Consider the following 16,532-nt stretch of genomic DNA (forward strand, 5'->3'; position numbering starts at 1 on the left):
GCATTAAAAACGCTGAGAGCCTTATTGCACCTAAGCTGTCTCCACGCTGTCTACGGTTCAGTCGCCATAAATTCATCATTTGGCTGACACGTAGCCGACACAGATCACGTTGAGACTGGTGCCATGACAACTGCCCTGCATATTTCCCTGATCACCGAAACGTTTCCACCAGAAATAAACGGCGTGGCCAACACCCTTGGGCGTTTGTTTGATGGCCTGCGCGCTCGCGATCACCATGTGGAGCTGGTTCGCCCTCGCCAGACCTGCGATGGCAATCAACGCAGTAACGATCAGGTGATGCTGTGCCGGGGCTGGTCTATCCCCGGTTATCCGGGACTACAGTGGGGCATGGCCTCCACCCGGCGCTTGATGAAGCGCTGGCAAGTACAACGCCCGGACGTGGTGTATATCGCCACCGAAGGCCCGCTGGGATTGTGTGCACTGCGCGTGGCACGCCGACTGGGTATTGCAGTGGTCAGCGGCTTTCATACCAACTTCCAGCATTACTCCAGCATTTACGGCCTCGGGGTATTTACCCGGCTGCTGACCCAATATTTGCGCTGGTTCCATAACCGCTCGGCGTTGACTCTGGTGCCCAGCGCCAGCCAGCGGCTCGAACTGCAGCGTCGGCACTTTGATCGCCTGGAGCTGCTGGAGCGCGGGGTCGACAGCCGACTGTTCAGCCCGGCGAAACGCCAAAGCGCCTTGCGCCAGAGTTGGGGATTGGGCGAAGACGATATTGCCCTGCTGCATGTCGGTCGCCTGGCACCCGAGAAGAATCTGGGTGCACTCAAGCACTGCCTGGAAGCCTTGCAGGAGCGCTTCCCGCGGCGCCGCTTCAAGCTGATCATCGTCGGTGACGGGCCCAAACGGGCCGCACTGGAAGCCTCGCTGCCGGATGCGTTTTTTTGTGGCGCTCAATCCGGTGAAGACCTGGCCCGCCACTATGCCTGTGGCGACGTGTTTTTGTTCCCGAGCCTGACCGAAACGTTCGGCAATGTGGTGCTAGAAGCCTTGGCTTCGGGGCTGGGCGTTGTGGCTTATGACGCCGCCGCGGCGGGCCAGCATATTCGTCATGGCTACAACGGCGTGCTGGCCATGCCAGGGGATGAATATGCCTGGATCGATGCTGCCGCCTGGCTCCTTGAAGAGCCGGAAACCCTGCGCACCGTGCGTCTCAATGCGCGCCACCATGCCTGTCGCCAGGGCTGGCCGCAAATTATCGAACAGTTCGAAAACCAGTTGCAGCGCGCCTGCCAAAGCCAGACAGGTCCGTTGCCGCTATCTGAATAAACCCGCCCTGACCTGTGCCGCGCGATCGTGAATCAACAATCATGCAGAGCGCTGATGACATAACTTAGAGGCGCAAAAAAAGGCGCCAACAGGCGCCTTTCTTTACTCGCTCACAGGTGAGCGAAGTAGCCGGTATCAGTGCTGATGACCGCCTTCACCGTGCACGTGGCCGTGAGCAACTTCTTCTTCGCTCGCGTCACGTACAGCAACAACCTTTACCTTGAAGTTCAGGCGCTGACCCGCCAACGGGTGGTTGCCATCAACGGTTACGTCGTCGCCGTCCAGATCACGGATGGTCACGATTTGCATTTGGCCGTCCGGCGCGGAAGCGTGGAACTGCATGCCGACTTCCAGTTGGTCAACGCCTTCGAACATGCTGCTGCTCAGGGTGCTGACCAGTTCAGCGGAGTATTCGCCGTAAGCGTCTTCTGGCTCAACGGAAACGTCCAGCTCATCACCGACGTTTTTGCCTTCAAGGGCTTTTTCCAGACCTGGAATGATGTTGCCCGCGCCTTGCAGGTAAACCAGCGGAGCGCCGCCAGCAGAACTGTCAATGACATCACCAGCGTCGTTGGTCAGGGTATATTCGATGGAGACTGCCTTGTTGGCGGCGATCGTCATGGGGCGAGACCTTTTGCAAAATAATAATGAGTTCGCAAGTTTAACCAAGCATTCGCACGAAAGCGAACACAACCAAGACCAACGGATAACTTTGAAAACCTCAACAATCATTGGCTGGCGCCAAGATGAAGAGCAGCACTGGGTTGCTGTGCTCTCCTGTGGCCATACCCAGCATCAGCGCCATCAACCGCCCTGGCAGTCACGGCCCTGGGTGCTGGACCCTGAGCAGCGGGCAAAAAAAATAGGCCAGCCCTTTCGTTGTGGCTGGTGTGCTCAGGAGGCTGATAGCGTTAACCTTGGCAATTGATTCCAGCACATGGCTCGTTTATCGAGTGTTGCTCTTGCACTGCTACGTCAGGAAGCTCGCATGCAAACTTTCTTTATCGCCCCCACTGATTTTGGTGTGGGCCTGACCTCAATCAGCCTCGGCCTGGTTCGCACCCTGGAGCGTGCAGGCTTGAAAGTCGGCTTTTTCAAGCCCATTGCCCAGCCGCATCCCGGCGACACCGGGCCTGAACGCTCGACCGAACTGGTGGCGCGTACCCATGGCCTCAAGCCGCCACAGCCCCTGGGCCTGGCCCACGTTGAGCGCATGCTCGGTGACGGCCAGCTTGATGAGTTGCTCGAAGAGATCATCAGCCTTTATCAACAAGCCGCCGTTGGCAAAGACGTGTTGATCGTTGAAGGCATGGTGCCCACTCGCACCGCCAGTTACGCGGCGCGGGTCAATTTGCACCTGGCCAAGAGCCTGGATGCCGAAGTGATTCTGGTGTCAGCCCCGGAAAACGAAGTTTTGACCGAGCTCTCTGGCCGGGTCGAGCTGCAAGCGCAGCTGTTCGGCGGGCCGAAAGATCCGAAAGTGCTCGGCGTGATCCTTAATAAGGTGAAAACCGACGAAAGCATGGAAGTGTTTTCAGCGCGCCTCAAAGAGCACTCACCGTTACTGCGGACCGGCGACTTCAAGCTATTGGGCTGCATTCCGTACCAGCCCGAACTCAATGCCCCGCGCACCCGTGACGTGGCCGAGCTGCTCGGCGCGCAGGTGCTGAATGCGGGCGATTATGAAACCCGGCGCATGTCCAAGATCATCCTCTGCGCCCGCACCGTGCTGAACACGCTGCAACTGCTCAAACCCGGAGTGTTGGTGGTAACCCCCGGTGACCGCGATGACATCATCCTGGCCGTCAGCCTGGCTGCCATGAACGGCGTACCGCTGGCAGGTCTGCTGTTGACCAGCGACACCAAGCCTGACCCACGCCTGATGGAGCTGTGCCGTGGGGCCTTGCAAGCCGGGCTGCCCGTGCTGTCGGTGAGCACCGGCTCGTACGACACCGCCAACCAGCTCAATCAGCTCAACAAAGAAATCCCGATCGATGACCGCGAACGCGCAGAAATCATCACTGATTTTGTCGCCAGCCACCTCGACGCGCACTGGCTGCATCAGCGTTGCGGTACGCCACGGGAGATGCGCCTCACGCCTGCAGTGTTCCGCTATCAATTGATCCAGCGCGCCCAGCACGCCAACAAGCGGATCGTCTTGCCCGAAGGCAGCGAGCCCTTGACCGTGCAGGCCGCCGCCATTTGTCAGGCCCGCGGTATCGCCCGTTGCGTGCTGTTGGCCAAGCCTGAAGAAGTTCACGCCGTGGCCAAGGCCCATGGGTTTGAACTGCCGCCGGGGCTGGAAATTCTCGACCCGGATGTGATTCGTGGCCGTTATGTCGAACCGATGGTGGCCCTGCGTAAAACCAAAAGCATCAATGCGCCGATGGCCGAGCAGCAACTGGAAGACCCGGTGGTGATCGGCACCATGATGCTCGCGCTGGACGAGGTCGACGGGCTGGTTTCCGGGGTCATCCACTCCACTGCCAACACCATCCGCCCTGCCCTGCAACTGATCAAGACGGCGCCGGGCTGCACCTTGGTGTCGTCGGTGTTCTTCATGTTGTTCCCGGAACAGGTGCTGGTATATGGCGACTGCGTGATGAACCCGCACCCCTCAGCCACTGAACTGGCAGAAATTGCCCTGCAAAGTGCTGACTCGGCCGCAGCGTTCGGCATCACCCCGCGCGTGGCCATGATCAGCTACTCCAGCGGCGACTCGGCCAGCGGCGAAGAGGTCGAAAAAGTCCGTGAAGCGACCCTCCTCGCCCATGAAGCCCAGCGCGCACTGCTCATCGACGGCCCGTTGCAGTACGACGCTGCGGCCAACGAAACAGTGGCCCGCCAACTGGCGCCCAACAGCCAGGTGGCCGGCCGTGCGACGGTATTTGTCTTCCCCGACCTGAACACCGGCAACACCACCCACAAGGCCGTGCAGCGCAGCGCTGATTGCGTGAGTTTGGGCCCGATGCTGCAAGGCCTGCGCAAACCGGTGAACGACCTGCCCCGTGGTGCGCAAGTGGACGACATCGTGTACACCATCGCCCTGACGGCGATTCAAGCCGCCAACCGACCTATGGATGTGTAAATGCTGGATTTTCTGCCTGCGCCGTTACGCGGCGTCATTGCTTCATTGTTCTTGGCGATCAACACCATCGTGTGTTGCACGCCGTTGTTTGTGGTTGCGATCTTTAAGCTGTGCCTGCCGTTCAAGCCCGCGCAACGGGTGACCGACGAGTTGATGCGGCACATTCACCAAGCCTGGGTCGGCAACAACAAACGCTGGATGGACCTGCTGAGCAAAACCCGCTGGCACATCAAGGGCCTCGACGGGCTGGACTATGAGCACTCGTACCTGGTGACCAGCAACCACCAGAGCTGGGTCGACATCATGGTGCTGCAATACGTGCTCAACAAACGTATCCGCCCGTTGAAGTTCTTCCTCAAGCAAGAGCTGATCTGGGTGCCGGTGATCGGGCTGGCGTGGTGGGCGTTGGGTTTCCCGTTCATGAAACGCTACTCCAAGGCGTACTTGGCCAAACACCCGGAAAAGAAAGGCGCCGACCTGGCGACCACCCGCAGAACCTGCGCCAAGTTCAAAAACCAGCCGGTGGGCATTTTCAACTTCGTCGAAGGCACACGCTTCACCGAAGGCAAACACGCTGAACAGCAATCGCCGTTCCGCTACCTGCTCAAACCTAAAGCCGGCGGCATTGCCTTTGTGCTGGATGCGATGGGCGAACAGTTAAAGTCCATCGTCAACGTGACGATTCATTACCCTGGCGGACGTCCGGGGTATTGGGACTTGCTGTGCGGAAACGTGCGGGACGTGGTGGTGGTATTTGAAGAGCTGGAAATCCCGGCGGAGTTCATCGGCAAAAACTACGACCAGGACCCGGCCTACAAATTGGCGTTTCAGAGCTGGATCAACCAGCTGTGGGAAGACAAGGACCGGTTGTTGGGCGAGCTGCATCGGCAATATCCGGCACAGTGAAGAAGATCAAAAGCCCCTCACCCTAACCCTCTCCCAAAGGGAGAGGGGACTAAAAGCAGAAGCAGGCCTGCGCAACACCACAAATCAGCTCCCTCTCCCTCGGGAGAGGGCTGGGGTGAGGGGAAAATACAGCGCCCAATAAAAAGCCCGCCACCGATCTCGCGGTGACGGGCTTTTTAATCGCGGCTTAGATTGCGCCGCGTTGACGCAACAGGTCGAGCACCCGCTTGACGCCTTCTTCGACGGTCAGCGCTTGAGTGTCGACCACAAGGTCGGCATTCAAAGGCACGTCGTACGGGAAGGATTCGCCCGGGATGTTGTCGCCACCCGCTGCATACAGGCCCTGCGGGTCACGCTCGGCGCAGACTGCAGGCGATGCCTGTACATACACCGTGATCAAACGATCATCACCGATCAGGGCTTTGGCCTGTTCACGGCCTTCAGCATCCGGCGCGACGAAAGCCGCCAGGGTCAGCAAGCCCGCTTCGTTGAATTGACGCGCCACGTGGGCAGCACGACGCCAGTTCTCGGTACGGCCCGCACGGTCCTGTGGCAGACCTTTGTTCAGGTCATGACGCAGGTTTTGACCGTCCAGCACAAACACCGCACGGCCCATGTCGAACAACTTGCGCTCAACTGCGTAAGCCAGGGTGCTTTTACCGGCACCCGACAAACCGCTGAACAACACGGTCGCCGGTTGTTGGCCGAAGCGCTGGGCGCGCTCCTGGGTGGTGACGTGTGCAAGCTCACCGTGATGCGTCGCGCTGCCGTGGCTGACCGGCGAGGCGATGATCATGCCCGCGCCCACGGTGCCGTTGGTCAAACGGTCAATGATGATGAACGAACCGGTGGTGCGGTTGCTTTCATAACCGTCCAGGGCAATCGGTGCGTCGAGGCTGATCTTGACCTTGCCGATCTCGTTCAACTGCAACGCGCTGGCCGGGCCTTCTTCGAGGGTGTTCACATCGACTTTGTTGACGATGCTGGCAATCGAACCCGGTACATAGCTGGTCGCACGCTTGATGTCGTACTTCTTGCCCGGCAGCATCGGCTCTTCGGCCATCCACACCAGCATGGCTTCGAAGTTATCAGTCACCTGCGGCACGTTGTCGGCATGCACCAACAAGTCGCCACGGGAGATGTCGATCTCGTCTTCCATGGTCAGCGTGATCGCCTGGCCTGGCCCGGCATGCTCCAGTTCACCTTCAAAGGTGACAATGGATTTCACACGGCTGCTCTTACCTGACGGCAGCACCACGATCTCGTCGCCCTTGTGCACGACGCCGCTGGCCAGCGTACCGGCGAAACCCCGGAAGTTCAGGTTTGGGCGGTTCACGTATTGCACCGGGAAGCGCAGGTCGGTGAGGTTGCGGTCGGCCGCGATTTCCACGGTTTCGAGGATTTCCATCAGCGACTGGCCGGTGTACCACGGCGAGCGCTCGGACTTGTTCACCACGTTGTCGCCCTTGAGGGCAGACATCGGCACGAAGTGCAGGCTCGAAGGCTTCATTTTCAAGCCTTCAGCGAACTTGAGGTAATCGGCCTTGATCGACTCGAATACGCCTTCGTCAAAGTTCTTGAGGTCCATCTTGTTGATGGCCACGACGATGTGCTTGATGCCCAGCAACGAGGCAATAAAGCTGTGACGACGGGTTTGGGTCTGCACGCCGTAACGGGCATCCACCAGAATGATTGCCAGGTCACAGGTGGACGCACCGGTGGCCATGTTGCGGGTGTACTGCTCGTGGCCCGGGGTATCGGCAATGATGAACTTGCGCTTGGCCGTGGAGAAGTAGCGGTACGCCACGTCAATGGTGATGCCCTGCTCGCGCTCGGCTTGCAGGCCGTCGACCAGCAGTGCCAGGTCGATATCATCGCCGGTGGTGCCGCTTTTTTTCGAATCGCGGGTAATGGCTTCCAGATGATCTTCGTAGATCATCTTGGAGTCGTGCAGCAGGCGCCCGATCAGGGTGCTCTTACCGTCATCGACGTTGCCGCAGGTCAGAAAGCGCAACATCTCTTTGCGCTCGTGCTGGCCCAGGTAGGCGAGGATGTCCTCGCTGATCAAATCAGATACGTGCGACATGACAACCCCTTAGAAATAACCTTGACGTTTTTTATCTTCCATCGAGCCTGCGCCATCGTGATCGATGACTCGGCCCTGGCGCTCGGAAGTTCGCGTCAGGAGCATTTCCTGGATGATGTCGGTCAGGGTTTCTGCCTCGGACTCTACCGCGCCAGTCAGCGGGTAGCAGCCCAGAGTACGGAAGCGGACCTTTTTCTTGACGATGCGCGCCTTGTCTTCGTCAGACAGGTGCTCAAGGATGCGATCGTCGTCGATCATGATCAGTGTGCCGTTCTTCTCGATGACTTCACGCTCAGCCGCGAAGTACAGCGGCACGATCGGGATGCCTTCAAGGTAGATGTATTGCCAGATGTCGAGTTCGGTCCAGTTGGACAACGGGAACACGCGAATCGACTCGCCTTTGTTGACGTTGCCGTTATAGACGTTCCACAACTCGGGGCGCTGGTTTTTTGGGTCCCAGCGGTGTTTGCTGTCACGGAACGAGTACACGCGCTCTTTGGCACGGGACTTTTCTTCGTCGCGACGGGCACCACCGAAGGCAGCATCAAAACCGTGTTTGTCCAGCGCCTGTTTGAGGCCCTCGGTTTTCATGATGTCGGTGTGCTTGGCGCTGCCGTGGGTGAAGGGGTTGATCCCTTGCGCCACGCCGTCCGGGTTTACGTGAGTGATGAGGTCCAGACCCAGCTCGGCAACCATCTTGTCGCGAAAGCTGTACATCTCCTGGAATTTCCACTGGGTATCGACATGCATCACCGGAAACGGCAGCTTGCCAGGGAAAAATGCCTTGCGGGCAAGGTGCAGCATTACGGCGGAATCTTTACCAATGGAGTACAGCATCACCGGGTTATCGAACTCGGCGGCCACCTCGCGAATGATATGGATGCTCTCCGCCTCCAACTGTTTCAGGTGCGTCAGTTTGTCGACCATGGCTACTCACGAAAGCTATCTTATTAACGGCCTGCGGGCCGTGTTCGAGGGTCGAATGCTAGCACAGCGCCTACTTCTATTGAGGGCGCCAAGTAGACCTAAACGATCTAAGAATAGATCGCCAGGTTTGGCCGTTCCGACATGCCGGGGCTATGGGTTAAATCGGGTTGGGGCAGTCGATGAACAGGTGTTCGAGGGCAAAGCGTCGCGCCAGGTAATCGCCCAGCGCCTGTACGCCGTAACGTTCGGTGGCGTGGTGGCCGGCAGCGATGAAGCTGATGTCGTTTTCCCGCGCGCTGTGGAAGGTTTGCTCGGACGCTTCGCCGCTCAAGTACAGGTCAACGCCCGCCAGCACGGCCTGGTCGATAAACCCTTGGCCGCCGCCGGTGCACCAGCCTACGCGGCGAATCATGTCGCTGCCTTCAATGAGTAACGGTTCACGCCCCAACGCTTCCTGGACACGGCGGGCAAAGTCGCGAGCAGTCATCGGTTCAGCCAATGACCCCACCAGGCCCACGACTTTGTTGTTGGCCGGGTCCAGCGGGCCTTCAACGGTGATGTCCAGTTGCCGCGCCAATTGCACGTTATTGCCAACCTCAGGATGCAGGTCGAGTGGCAAGTGATAGGCCAGCAAGCTGATGTCATGCTTGAACAAGGTTTTAAGACGGCGCTGCTTCATACCGGTGACGCACGGGTCTTCGCCCTTCCAGAAGTAGCCGTGATGCACCAGGATCAGGTCGGCCTCAGCCTCGACAGCGGCATCCAGCAACGCCTGGCTGGCAGTGACCCCGCTCACAATTCGCACTACTTGCGGGCGGCCTTCGACTTGCAGGCCGTTGGGGCAGTAATCGCTGATTGCAGCGCTGTTCAGGTAACGATTTGATTCTTCTACCAGCGTGCTCAGGGCGACAGCCATAAAAGACTCCTAAATATAGCGTTCAGAGGCGCTCAGGCACTCGTATAATGGCCGCCATTATGGGCCGTCATGGTGGCTCTGCAACCTTCAGGATTAAGTTCAATGTTCAAGGCTTTGCGTTTTTTTGGCTGGCCATTGCTGGCCGGCGTGCTTATCGCTTTGCTGATTATTCAACGCTATCCAGAGTGGGTTGGCCTGCCGACGCTGGACGTTAATCTGCAACAAGCCCCACGCACCAGTTATGTGCAGCAAGGCCCTGTGACCTATGCCGACGCCGTGACCCGCGCCGCCCCGGCAGTCGCCAACCTGTACACCACCAAAGTGGTGAACAAAAACGCCAGCCCGCTGTTTGAAGACCCGCAGTTCCGACGTTTTTTCGGCAACAACGCGCCCAAACAAAAGCGTATGGAATCGAGCCTCGGTTCGGGCGTGATCATGAGCCCGGAAGGCTATTTGCTGACCAACAACCACGTGGTGGCAGGTGCTGACCAGATTGTCGTGGCGCTCAAGGACGGTCGCGAAACCCTGGCCCGCATGATCGGCAGTGACCCGGAAACTGACCTGGCAGTGCTCAAGATTGACCTGAAAAACCTGCCCTCGATCACCATTGGTCGCTCTGACGCCTTGCGCATCGGTGACATCGCGCTCGCCATTGGCAACCCGTTTGGCGTGGGTCAAACCACCACCATGGGCATCATCAGCGCCACCGGGCGTAACCAGTTGGGCTTGAACAACTACGAAGACTTTATCCAGACCGATGCCGCGATCAACCCTGGCAACTCGGGCGGCGCTCTGGTGGATGCCAACGGCAACCTGACCGGCATCAACACTGCGATCTTCTCCGAGTCGGGGGGCTCGCAAGGTATTGGCTTTGCGATCCCGATCAATCTGGCGATGGAAGTCATGAAGTCGATAATCGAGCACGGCCAGGTGATCCGTGGCTGGCTGGGGATTGAGGTTCAGTCACTGACGCCGGACCTGGCCGAGTCGTTTGGCATGAATGGACGCCCGGGGATTGTCGTCGCGGGGATCTTCCGTGATGGCCCGGCGCAAAAAGCCGGTATGCAACTGGGTGATGTGATCCTGAGCATTGACGGCGAACCGGCTAACGATGGTCGTCGTTCGATGAACCAGGTGGCTCGCATCAAGCCTTCAGACAAGGTGGCGATTCTGGTCTTGCGCAATGGCAAAGAGCTCAAGCTCACCGCCGAAGTGGGCCTGCGGCCACAGCAAGAACAACCGGCACATACCGAGAAGTAAACACCCCTCTGTAGGAGCGAGCTTGCCTCGCGATCTTTTGATCTTTAAATGATCGCGAGGCAAGCTCGCTCCTACAGGTCGTGGGACGCTTTAAATATCAGCCAACCCTTCAATCAGCGCCGCGTTCTGCTCAGGCGTGCCAATGGTAATGCGCAGGAACTGGGCGATACGCAGTTGCTTGAAGTGGCGCACGATCACGCCCTGCTCGCGCAATTTGGCCGCCAGTGCTGCCGCATCGTGTTCCGGGTGGCGGGCAAAAATAAAGTTTGCCGCCGACGGCAACACTTCAAAACCCAACGCCTTCAACTGACCGACCACGTGCTCGCGGCTATCGATGACCGCCTGGCAGGTCTGTGCGAAGTAATCACGGTCGGCAAAAGCCGCCGCCGCGCCGACGATGGCGATGCGGTCCAGCGGGTAGGAGTTGAAGCTGTTTTTAATCCGCTCCAGGGCCTCGATCAGGTCAGGATGGCCCACCGCTAGGCCCACCCGCAAACCGGCCAGCGAGCGCGATTTGGACAGAGTTTGCGTCACCAGCAGGTTCGGGTAGCGGTCCACCAGGCTGATGGCGGTTTCACCACCAAAGTCGATGTAGGCTTCGTCCACCACAACCACTGAATCCGGGCTGGCCTTGAGCATCTGCTCAATGGCGTCCAGCGCCAGCAAGCAGCCCGTGGGCGCGTTGGGGTTCGGGAAGATGATGCCGCCGTTGGGCTTGGCATAGTCCGCAGGCTGGATCTGGAACTGCTCATCCAGCGGCACCGCGTCGAACTCGATGCCATACAGACCGCAATACACCGGGTAGAAGCTGTAGCTGATGTCCGGGAACAACAGCGGTTTGTCGTGCTGCAACAGGCCATTGAAGATGTGCGCCAGCACTTCATCAGAACCGTTGCCGAGAAACACCTGGTTGGTTTGTACGCCGTAATACTCGGCCACCACCTGCTTGAGCAGGTCACTGTTGGGGTCCGGGTACAGACGCAGGTTGTCGTTAACTTCGGCCTGCATCGCAGCCAGCGCTTTGGGCGATGGCCCGTAAGGGTTCTCGTTGGTGTTGAGTTTGACCAGCTTGGTCAGTTTTGGCTGCTCACCCGGTACGTAGGGCACCAGCTCTTTAACGAACGAACTCCAGAATTTGCTCATGCTTATTGCCCCTGTTCGGTGTCGGCGATGATCCGGTATTCAGCACTGCGGGCGTGGCCGGTCAACGACTCGCCACGGGCCAGAATCGACGCGGTTTTGCCCAGTTCAGAAGCGCCCTGCTCCGAGCAAAAAATGATCGATGAACGCTTTTGGAAGTCGTACACACCCAGCGGCGACGAGAATCGTGCGGTGCCCGACGTCGGCAATACGTGGTTCGGGCCTGCGCAGTAATCGCCCAGGGCTTCGGAGGTGTGACGGCCCATGAAGATCGCCCCGGCGTGACGGATCTGTGGCAGCCAGGCTTGCGGGTCTGCCACCGACAGCTCCAGGTGTTCCGGGGCAATGCGGTTGGCAACGTCCATGGCTTGCTGCATGTCATTCACCAGAATCAACGCGCCACGGCCATTGATCGAGGTGTTGATGATGTCGGCACGCTCCATGGTCGGCAGCAGTTTGGCGATGCTGGCGGCCACCTTGTCGAGGAACTCGGCATCCGGGCTGACCAGAATCGCTTGCGCGTCTTCGTCGTGCTCGGCCTGGGAGAACAGGTCCATGGCGATCCAGTCCGGGTCGGTCAGGCCGTCGCAAACAACGAGGATTTCCGAAGGCCCGGCGATCATGTCGATCCCCACCTGGCCAAACACGTGGCGCTTTGCGGTGGCCACGTAGATGTTGCCCGGCCCGACCACCTTGTCGACTTGCGGCACGCTTTCAGTGCCATAGGCCAACGCTGCAACGGCTTGGGCACCACCGATGGTGAACACCCGGTCAACCCCGGCAATGCAGGCAGCAGCGAGTACCAGCTCGTTGATTTCGCCACGCGGCGTTGGCACGACCATAACCACTTCGCCAACGCCTGCCACTTTGGCCGGGATCGCGTTCATCAACACAGAAGACGGATACGACGCTTTGCCGCCCGGCACGTACAGACCGGCGCGGTCCAGTGGCGTGACCTTCTGCCCCAGCACGGTGCCGTCGGCTTCGGTGTAGCTCCAGGAGTCTTGCTTTTGTTTTTCGTGGTAGCTGCGCACACGCTGTGCGGCTTTTTCCAGTGCTTCACGCTGCGCGGCGGTGATGCGGGTCAAGGCCAGTTCCAGGCGCTCACGCGGCAGGATCAGGTCGGCCATGGCGTTAACGCTCAAGCCGTCAAAACGCTGGGTGAACTCAACCAGCGCCGCATCGCCACGCTCACGCACGGCTTTGATGATGTCGAGCACACGCTGGTTGACCGAGTCGTCAGACACACTTTCCCAGCTCAGCAGATGATCCAGATGCTGCGCGAAGTCCGGGTCAGCAGCGTTGAGTCGGCGAATTGCAGTGGGAGCGGTCATAGCGAGGGCCTCGGTAATGGGCGTTTGCTTGGAATTAAGGGGTGCAAGTATCAGGCACGGCAAGACTACCAAGCCATCCGCGTGGGTACCTGAAATTTCTGGCTATTACACGGATGGATGGGCGCGACGTAAAGATGCTGGATCCAGGGTCGCGCAGGTGTGTCAGCCGCGGTGTCGAGACTCGACTGCTTTGCGCAGGGTATCGATCAGGGCTTGAATGCGGGCGTGCTGCATTTTCATCGACGCTTTGTTAACCACCAGACGGGAGCTGATGGCAGCGATGAAATCTTGTGGCTCAAGGCCGTTGGCACGCAAGGTATTGCCGGTATCGACGACGTCGATGATTTTGTCGGCCAGACCAATCAGCGGAGCCAGTTCCATCGAGCCGTAGAGCTTGATGATGTCGACCTGACGGCCCTGCTCGGCGTAGTAACGCTTGGCGATATTGACGAATTTGGTGGCAACGCGCAGGCGGCCTTTAGGTTCGACGGCGCCGACAGCACCGGCAGTCATCAGCTTGCATTGGGCAATCTGAAGGTCCAGCGGCTCATAAAGGCCCTGGCCGCCGTATTCCATCAGCACGTCTTTACCGGCGACACCGAGGTCGGCTGCACCATGCTCGACATACGTCGGCACATCGGTGGCACGGACGATAAGCAGACGGACGTCCGGCTGGGAGGTCGGGATGATCAGCTTGCGGCTTTTGTCCGGATTCTCTGTCGGCACAATGCCTGCTTCAGCCAGAAGCGGCAGGGTGTCGTCAAGGATACGGCCCTTGGACAGTGCAATGGTCAACATGGGAAACGTAAGTCCTTATCAGGGTACTTATGCCCGGCGCAATCGGCGCCGGACATGCATCGAGCCTGATATCAGGCTCGACTTGAACGATTCAAGGCCAGGTAAGGTAACGCGTGCGAGCGCTTACGTCACCTGGCGGCTGGACACGATCCCTGTGCCCATGATGCCAAACCCCAAAACTAGCCCGGAACGCGGCGGATTTTGGCACCCAGCATTTGCAGTTTTTCTTCGATGCACTCGTAGCCACGGTCTATGTGGTAGATGCGGTCGATCAGGGTGTCGCCCTCAGCAACCAGTGCCGAAATAACCAGGCTGGCCGAAGCACGCAGGTCGGTGGCCATGACGGGCGCGCCTTTGAGCGTTTCAGTGCCGGTGACGATGGCAGTGTTGCCTTCTACCTGGATCTTGGCGCCCATGCGGTGCAGTTCGTAAACGTGCATGAAGCGGTTTTCGAAGATGGTCTCGATCACTGCGCCAGTACCTTCGGCAATGGCGTTGAGCGAGATGAACTGCGCTTGCATGTCCGTCGGGAACGCCGGGTACGGAGCCGTACGCACGTTGACCGCCTTCGGGCGTTTGCCGTGCATGTTCAGCTCGATCCAGTCTTCGCCGGTGGTGATCTCGGCGCCCGCTTCCTTGAGTTTCTCAAGGACGGCTTCGAGGATGGTCGGATCGGTGTCTTTGACCTTCACGCGACCGCCAGTCACGGCGGCAGCCACCAGGTAAGTACCGGTTTCGATACGGTCCGGCATCACGCGGTAAGTTGCCGGGTGCAGCTCTTTAACGCCATCAATGGTGATGGTGTCAGTGCCAGCACCGCTTACCTTCGCGCCCATGGCGTTCAGGAAGTTGGCCAGGTCAACCACTTCAGGCTCGCGCGCAGAGTTCTGCAATACGCTGCGGCCATTGGCCAGAGCAGCGGCCATCATGATGTTTTCTGTGCCGGTTACGCTGACGGTATCAAAGAAGAAGTTGGCACCACGCAAGCCGCCTTCTGGCGCCTTGGCCTTGATGTAGCCACCTTCGACGTCAATCACTGCGCCCATGGCTTCGAGGCCACGGATGTGCAGGTCAACTGGACGCGAGCCGATGGCGCAACCGCCAGGCAGCGCAACTTCTGCTTCACCGAAGCGTGCAACCATCGGGCCCAGCACCAGGATCGACGCACGCATGGTTTTCACCAACTCGTACGGTGCGACCAGGGTCTTGATGGTGTTCGGGTTGATTTCGACGCTGAGCTTCTCGTCGATCACCGGCTCAATGCCCATGCGACCGAACAGCTCGATCATGGTGGTGATGTCATGCAAATGCGGCAAGTTGCCGACCGTGACCGGGCCATTGCACAGCAAGGTCGCTGCCAGAATCGGCAAAGCAGAGTTCTTCGCACCGGAAATACGGATTTCGCCATCAAGACGGGCACCGCCGGTAATAATCAATTTATCCATAACAATCTCGACGCCAAGGGGGCTCAGGTGCGCTCGGCCCAGGCCGCGCGGCTGAAGAATTTCATAGTCACCGCATGGATGCTGCCATCAGCAATCCACGGGTTCAAATGGGTATAGATGCTTTGTTGACGTTTGACCGGGCTCAAGGCCGCCAGCTCGTCACTAATCACGTTCAGCTGAAAGTTGCAGCCTTCGCCCTCAACTTCTACCTGAATTTCAGGCAGCTTCTCTTCAAGAAAGCTCTTAACTTCTACGGCCTGCATGCTCAACCTCAATCGGCGCCTAACGCGCGCGGGTCGGCCATCATACAAAAAAGCCCCGCGCCTGCGAACCCCGTATAACAGGACTCTGACGGGGGGCTTTCTTATAAGTGGCTATTAATGATGTGCCAGCAACTCGGTCAGACCCGAAACTTTGGCGATTTCACGCATGTCTTCGGGCAAACCGGTAATGGTCATTGGCTTGTTCAGGGCTTGTGCGTCACGGAGATAGCACAGCAGCAGGGACAAGCCCACGCTGCTGGATTTGGTGACCGCTGAGCAATCCACCACCAGGGCTTTGGCCAAGGCCTTTTTGATCAGGGCCTGGCCTTCCTTGCGCAAGCGCGGGCCGGTCTGATAGTCGAGCACGCCACTCAGGCGCAGCTCGCTTTCGCCAGCCAGGATAATGGCGGCGTCACTCATTGGCTCAGCTTCTCGTCGGTTTTTTCCTTGGCCTTGGCGACTTCGCCGGCCCAGTTATCAATGGTCTTGTCCAGATCATTGCCGTTACGCTGCATGGCATCAGCGAACTGATCACGGAACAACTTGCCGATGTTGATGCCGTTGATGATGACGTTACGTACTTTCCACTCGCCATTTATTTTAGTCAGTGTGTAGGAGACAGGGTAAATCGCGCCATTATCCCCTTTAACACTCATGTCGATACTGGCGCGATCACTTGCTCCGTAATTGCCCTTGTCAGGGGCAACAGTGATGCCTTTGTTCTTGAACTCAAGCAAAGCATTACCGTAGAACTGGAACAGGCTGCGCTTGAAGTTGTCCTGGAAGCGCTGCACCTGCGCAGGCGTGGCATTGCGCGAATACTTGACGGTCATGATGCTTTTGGAAACACCTTCAACGTCTACCACCGGCCCAACAATACTGTTCAGGGCGTCATAAAACTCGGCCGGACTGGCTTTGTATTTTTCTTTGTTGGCGTCCAGATCTGCCAACAGTCGAGTAGTCGTGTCCTGCACGATATCGTGAGGAGACTGACCCGGCGCAGCACTCGCCATCATCGGCAAAGCCGCCGCCAACATTACCAGCAGGCCACGGCGCAAGAGAGAAATCATCTTAAG

The 16,532-nt window shown here is 58.6% G+C and carries 16 protein-coding genes; 5 read left to right on the forward strand and 11 right to left on the reverse strand.

Annotated elements, in window-relative coordinates:
* Window positions 1-123: 123 nt before the first annotated feature.
* Entirely contained in the window at window positions 124-1,293 is a 1,170-nt protein-coding gene (locus tag TU84_RS07155) for a glycosyltransferase family 4 protein (RefSeq protein WP_048368317.1), read from the forward strand.
* Between the two features lie 135 nt (window positions 1,294-1,428).
* On the opposite strand, the gene TU84_RS07160 is transcribed toward TU84_RS07155, so the two are convergent.
* Window positions 1,429-1,914 (reverse strand): FKBP-type peptidyl-prolyl cis-trans isomerase, encoded by a 486-nt coding sequence (locus TU84_RS07160; protein WP_048368319.1) that lies wholly within the window; start codon window positions 1,912-1,914, stop codon window positions 1,429-1,431.
* On the opposite strand from TU84_RS07160, the gene TU84_RS07165 reads away from it, so the two are divergent.
* Genes TU84_RS07165 through TU84_RS07175 form a run of 3 tightly spaced genes read left to right on the forward strand, consistent with a single transcriptional unit; the run spans window position 1,883 to window position 5,287 of the window.
* On the forward strand, window positions 1,883-2,221 hold the full coding sequence (locus TU84_RS07165; RefSeq protein ID WP_048368474.1) for a DUF3565 domain-containing protein: 339 nt from the start codon (window positions 1,883-1,885) through the stop codon (window positions 2,219-2,221). The genes TU84_RS07160 and TU84_RS07165 overlap by 32 nt on opposite strands.
* Before the next feature lie 60 nt (window positions 2,222-2,281).
* A complete protein-coding gene (gene pta, locus TU84_RS07170) occupies window positions 2,282-4,381 on the forward strand; it encodes a phosphate acetyltransferase (RefSeq protein ID WP_048368321.1) in 2,100 nt (699 codons plus the stop codon).
* Window positions 4,382-5,287, forward strand: a complete 906-nt coding sequence (locus tag TU84_RS07175) for an acyltransferase (RefSeq protein WP_048368323.1) — start codon at window positions 4,382-4,384, stop codon at window positions 5,285-5,287. It abuts the gene before it with no gap.
* A 187-nt stretch (window positions 5,288-5,474) separates the two neighbouring features.
* Here the strand turns inward: TU84_RS07175 and cysN are convergent, their stop codons facing one another.
* The 3 genes from cysN to TU84_RS07190 form a co-directional block, all read right to left on the reverse strand.
* Window positions 5,475-7,373 (reverse strand): sulfate adenylyltransferase subunit CysN, encoded by a 1,899-nt coding sequence (cysN, locus tag TU84_RS07180; protein ID WP_048368325.1) that lies wholly within the window; start codon window positions 7,371-7,373, stop codon window positions 5,475-5,477.
* Between the two features lie 9 nt (window positions 7,374-7,382).
* A complete protein-coding gene (gene cysD / locus TU84_RS07185; protein WP_048368327.1) occupies window positions 7,383-8,300 on the reverse strand; it encodes a sulfate adenylyltransferase subunit CysD in 918 nt (305 codons plus the stop codon).
* A gap of 157 nt (window positions 8,301-8,457) precedes the next feature.
* Window positions 8,458-9,216, reverse strand: coding sequence for a Nif3-like dinuclear metal center hexameric protein (locus tag TU84_RS07190; protein ID WP_048368329.1), 759 nt, complete (start codon window positions 9,214-9,216; stop codon window positions 8,458-8,460).
* A 102-nt stretch (window positions 9,217-9,318) separates the two neighbouring features.
* Between TU84_RS07190 and algW the strand changes: the two genes are divergently transcribed.
* Complete coding sequence (gene algW, locus TU84_RS07195) at window positions 9,319-10,476, forward strand: Do family serine endopeptidase AlgW (protein ID WP_048368331.1); 1,158 nt, start codon at window positions 9,319-9,321, stop codon at window positions 10,474-10,476.
* Window positions 10,477-10,566: 90 nt separating this feature from the next.
* On the opposite strand, the gene hisC is transcribed toward algW, so the two are convergent.
* From hisC to TU84_RS07230, 7 genes are all read right to left on the reverse strand, one after another.
* Window positions 10,567-11,619: a histidinol-phosphate transaminase gene (gene hisC / locus TU84_RS07200; RefSeq protein WP_048368333.1), complete on the reverse strand. Its 1,053-nt coding sequence runs from the start codon at window positions 11,617-11,619 to the stop codon at window positions 10,567-10,569.
* Between the two features lie 2 nt (window positions 11,620-11,621).
* A complete protein-coding gene (hisD, locus tag TU84_RS07205) occupies window positions 11,622-12,950 on the reverse strand; it encodes a histidinol dehydrogenase (RefSeq protein WP_048368335.1) in 1,329 nt (442 codons plus the stop codon).
* Window positions 12,951-13,112: 162 nt separating this feature from the next.
* Entirely contained in the window at window positions 13,113-13,748 is a 636-nt protein-coding gene (gene hisG, locus TU84_RS07210; RefSeq protein ID WP_048368336.1) for an ATP phosphoribosyltransferase, read from the reverse strand.
* A gap of 179 nt (window positions 13,749-13,927) precedes the next feature.
* Window positions 13,928-15,193, reverse strand: coding sequence for a UDP-N-acetylglucosamine 1-carboxyvinyltransferase (murA, locus tag TU84_RS07215; RefSeq protein ID WP_048368338.1), 1,266 nt, complete (start codon window positions 15,191-15,193; stop codon window positions 13,928-13,930).
* Between the two features lie 23 nt (window positions 15,194-15,216).
* On the reverse strand, window positions 15,217-15,456 hold the full coding sequence (locus tag TU84_RS07220) for a BolA family protein (RefSeq protein WP_048368340.1): 240 nt from the start codon (window positions 15,454-15,456) through the stop codon (window positions 15,217-15,219).
* Between the two features lie 114 nt (window positions 15,457-15,570).
* Window positions 15,571-15,876, reverse strand: a complete 306-nt coding sequence (locus TU84_RS07225; protein ID WP_048368342.1) for an STAS domain-containing protein — start codon at window positions 15,874-15,876, stop codon at window positions 15,571-15,573.
* Window positions 15,873-16,526: an MlaC/ttg2D family ABC transporter substrate-binding protein gene (locus tag TU84_RS07230; RefSeq protein ID WP_048368343.1), complete on the reverse strand. Its 654-nt coding sequence runs from the start codon at window positions 16,524-16,526 to the stop codon at window positions 15,873-15,875. Before TU84_RS07230 ends, TU84_RS07225 begins: the two co-directional genes overlap by 4 nt.
* Window positions 16,527-16,532: the final 6 nt, after the last annotated feature.

The sequence above is a fragment of the Pseudomonas helleri genome, from assembly GCF_001043025.1.
GTDB lineage: Bacteria > Pseudomonadota > Gammaproteobacteria > Pseudomonadales > Pseudomonadaceae > Aquipseudomonas > Aquipseudomonas helleri.